Origin of the sequence: Streptomyces sp. ActVer, assembly GCF_027270795.1 — a bacterium.
In the GTDB taxonomy this organism is placed as follows: domain Bacteria; phylum Actinomycetota; class Actinomycetes; order Streptomycetales; family Streptomycetaceae; genus Streptomyces; species Streptomyces umbrinus_A.
This window is the reverse complement of the sequence record NZ_JAPWHT010000692.1, coordinates 1-3,624: the sequence shown is the minus strand read 5'-3', so window position 1 is coordinate 3,624 and position 3,624 is coordinate 1. Positions and strand designations below refer to the sequence as shown.

The following is a 3,624-nucleotide window of genomic DNA, read 5'->3' as shown; positions in this document are numbered from 1 at the left end:
GACCTCGAAGTTCGGGGTCGCGCTGCGGGACGAGGGGGCGCGCGAGTGGGTCGTGCGGGCGTATCTGGACCGGCCGTGGCTGACCCGGCTGCACGCGCACTCCGGTTCGCAGGGGATGCCGCTGGAGCTGATGGCCCGCGCGGTCACGGAGACGTACGTGCTCGCGGAGGAGATCAACGGGCGGGCCGGGCGGCGGCAGATCGACACGCTCGACATCGGCGGCGGCCTGCCGGTGAACTTCGGGTCGGACGCCCACACACCCACGTACGAGGAGTACGCGCGGCTGCTCGCCGAGACCGTGCCGGGGCTGTTCGACGGGCGGTACGGGCTGGTCACGGAGTTCGGGCGGTCGCTGCTCGCCAAGCACGGGGTGGTGCTGGCGCGGGTCGAGTACGCGAAGTCGGCCGGCGGGCGGGCGATCGCGGTGACGCACGCGGGGGTGCAGGTGGCGGCCCGCACGGTGTACGCGCCGCGGTCCTGGCCGCTGCGGGTGGCCGCGTACGACACGAAGGGGCGGCCCAAGGCGGGGCCCGACGTGGTGCAGGACGTGGCGGGTCCCGCGTGCTTCGCGGGCGACCTGCTGGCGGAGGGGCGGTCGATGCCGTTGCTCGAACAGGGCGACTACGCGGCCGCGTTGGACACGGGCGCGTACTACTTCGCGCACCACTACGCGTACAACTCCCTCGCGCGGCCCGGGATCTACGGCTTCGGTCCCGACGGGGCCGGCGGGGTGCGGTTCGCCGTGGTCCGGACGCCGCAGACGCTCGACGAGATCGTGGCGGAGTCGGGAGGGGCGCACGCGGGGTCGCTGACGGACATGTTCTGAGGCGCCCCCGCCGGGGCGAAGCTCTGATGAACCTCTGAGACGGGCCCCGACCGGCATCCCGCGCGCGGCACAGGGAACACGTCCCCGCACGGGTCACCGATCGGGGGAGGTTCTCTTGCCCACCGCAGAAACCACCGCGGGTGAACATGGCCGAGGAGACGAAGGACCCCGTGCGCACGTTCCCGCGGGCGATCTTCGTCGGTGTGGCGGTCACGGGCACGATCTACGTACTCGTGGCTGGTCTCGTCGCTCCTGGTCGACTACAAGGTGCTGGAGGGGTCGAGCGGCCCGCTGCTGGAGGTCGTGAAGACGGGCGGTGTCGACTTCCCGCACAAACTCTTCGCGCTCATCGCCCTGTTCGCCGTCACCAACTCCGCGCTGATCAACATCATGATGGCCTCGCGCCTGTGCTACGGCATGGCCAACGAACGCATTCTGCCGCGCGGCATGGCCCGGGTCCTGCCCACGCGTCGCACACCCGTGGTCGGCATCGCCTTCGTGACGCTGCTCGCGATCGGGCTGGTCTCCACGGGCGAGATCGAGGGCCTGGGCGACACGACGTCGTTCCTGCTCCTGTGCGTGTTCGCCGTGGTCAACATCGCGGTTCTGGTCCTGCGCCGCGACACCGTCGATCACCAGCACTTCCGTACGCCGACCGTGCTTCCGGTGCTCGGCGCCCTCACCGCCCTGATCCTCGCCGGCCCGCTGGCCGACCGCCCCGCGGACGTCTACATCCGCGCCGGAGTGCTGCTGGCCGTCGGGGTGGGTCTGTGGGCGCTGAACAAGGTGGTGCTGCGTGTAAGGAGCGAGGACTGAAAGGGAAAATCCACACACTCTAGCCAGCCGCTGGCATGTTCCTCAGGAAAATGCCAGAACTATCACTCCTCGCGCACACGTTGCGTAGTTTCGGCGTTACTCAGCCGAACCACAACGGGCGGGAGGGAAGCACCGTGCCCGGAATCGACGAGTGCCTGCTGGAGGCCATGAGACTGCCCGGAGCCCGGGGAGCCTCGGTGGTCGACTGGACCAGCGGACTGGCTCTTGGCACGGTCGGGGACTCACCCAACGGAGACCACGAGGCCACCGCGGCCGAGGCGGCGGAACTCGCCCGTCTGGCCGCGGAGCACAAGGCATTCGCCCCCGAGGAAGGAGCCGACTGGTCCGGCGGACAGCCGCCGGTCGAAGATCTCATCATCTGCAACAAGGACAGCTACCACGTCCTGCGCTTCGTCCGTACGACGTTCGACAGCAGTGTGTTCCTGCATCTGTGGCTGGGTCGTTCGGACGGCAATCTCGCCCTGGCCCGCATACGTCTGGGCGAGATGGCGGAACGGCTGGTGGTGGGGTGACCACGGTGGAGGCACGCCCCCTGCCCGGCCGCGACAGAGCCGACGACACGTCGGACCGCGTCGGGACGGACCGCACCACTCCGCAACACGCCACCCCGCAACACGCCACCCCGGGCCGCGGCTCCCCGAACCGCGCGGAACCACGGTCCGGCATCCCGCCCACGCTCAGCCCGATGCTCAGCCGTCTCGCCGAGGAGCGCGCCACCGGCGTCCTGACGCGGGAACGCGGCGTGCTGTATCTGGTCGAGGGCCAGGTGGTGCACGCCGAGAGCCCGGCGACACCCGGCCTCGACGTGCTGCTCACCACCCGCGGCGCACTGGGCTCGGACGGCTGGTGGGAGGCGGTCTCGGAGGCAGGGGCCGAGCGGCGGGTCGGACGGTTCCTGGTGGACAGCGGGCGACTGACGGCGGGCGCTCTGGAGCTGTGCCACCTGGGCGCGCTGTACGACGCGGCGTTCTTCACGCTCGGCCCGAGCAGCGGTCCGGCGCGCTTCCGTTACGGGGTCGCGCACTGGATCGGGCCCGTGCGGCCGGTCTCCGTGGACGCGGTGGAGCGGGAGACGCTGCGGCGTCGCGATCTCCTTCACCGCATCTGGCCGGAGCCGGGCACGGACACCGAGCCGCTCGTACGGACCGGCCGTGCCGTCGACTCGGCCCTGCCTCCGCGTCAGCGCACGGTCCTCGACCAGGTGGACGGTGAGCGCACGGCGTCGGACATCTCGCTGGTGCTCGGCCGTCCGGGATTCCACACCCTGGTCGACCTCCGGCGGCTCGCGGCCGCCGGAATCGTGACGACGCGATCGCCGACGATCACGTCCGGACCGGTTCCGTCCGGACCGGTCGCGAATGGGCCGGGCTCGTCCGGACCGGACGGATCCCGGACACCGCAAGAAGCACCCGCACCCCCCTTGTCCCCGGTCTCCACGGTGGTCGCGCAGGCCGCGGAGGCGGCGCAGGCGTCGGCAGATCCCGACGTCGCCCTGCTGCGCCGGCTCAGAGACGCCTTGGAGGCCTTGTGATCCGCGCGCTCCGACAGCGTGCCGAGAGGAGACAACTGATGGCGGCCGAGGCCGAAGTCCTCGACGAACTACACCGGTTGCGGGCCCGAGTGCCCCAGCTGACGGGTGCCCTCGCGGCCAGCGTCGACGGCCTCGTGCTGGCCCAGGACACCCCGGGCGTGGAGCCGGAGGGGCTCGCCGCGCTCACCGCCGCCGCGCTGGGAGTCGCCCTGCGCATGGCGGACGCGACCGGAAGGGGCGATTTCCGCGAGCTGCTGCTGCACGGCGAGCACGGCTATCTGGCGACCTACGCGGCGGGACCGTCCGCCGTGCTGACGCTGCTGGCCGGCGACCGGGCGAACGTCGGCCGGCTGCACCTCGAAGGGCGCCGCTCCGGAACCCGGATCGGGGAGCTCGTCGAGGCCGCGGTCGAGAGCCGGCCGACCCCGGC

Annotated in this window: 3 protein-coding genes and 2 pseudogenes; all 5 read left to right on the top strand. The window is 71.7% G+C overall.

All coding sequences use genetic code 11. The annotated features are described in order from the left end of the window. Nucleotides 1–826: pseudogene (locus tag O3Q52_RS50580) on the top strand (diaminopimelate decarboxylase); the annotation flags it as partial. 140 nt (nt 827–966) lie between these two features. Next, nucleotides 967–1,642: pseudogene (locus O3Q52_RS50575) on the top strand (APC family permease); the annotation flags it as partial. A 134-nt stretch (nt 1,643–1,776) separates the two neighbouring features. Beyond that, entirely contained in the window at nt 1,777–2,175 is a 399-nt protein-coding gene (locus O3Q52_RS50570; RefSeq protein ID WP_055617535.1) for a hypothetical protein, read from the top strand. Nucleotides 2,176–2,348: 173 nt separating this feature from the next. Further along, nucleotides 2,349–3,194 (top strand): transcriptional regulator, encoded by an 846-nt coding sequence (locus tag O3Q52_RS50565; protein ID WP_269655158.1) that lies wholly within the window; start codon nt 2,349–2,351, stop codon nt 3,192–3,194. 38 nt (nt 3,195–3,232) lie between these two features. Then, nucleotides 3,233–3,624, top strand: a 392-nt coding sequence (locus O3Q52_RS50560; RefSeq protein ID WP_269655157.1) for a roadblock/LC7 domain-containing protein, incomplete at its 3' end; no start/stop codon positions are given.

Coding starts and splice junctions, on each gene's coding strand:
- O3Q52_RS50565 (WP_269655158.1), top strand. CDS start 2,349: ATGCTCAGCCGTCTCGCCGAGGAGCGCGCCACCGGCGTCCTGACGCGG.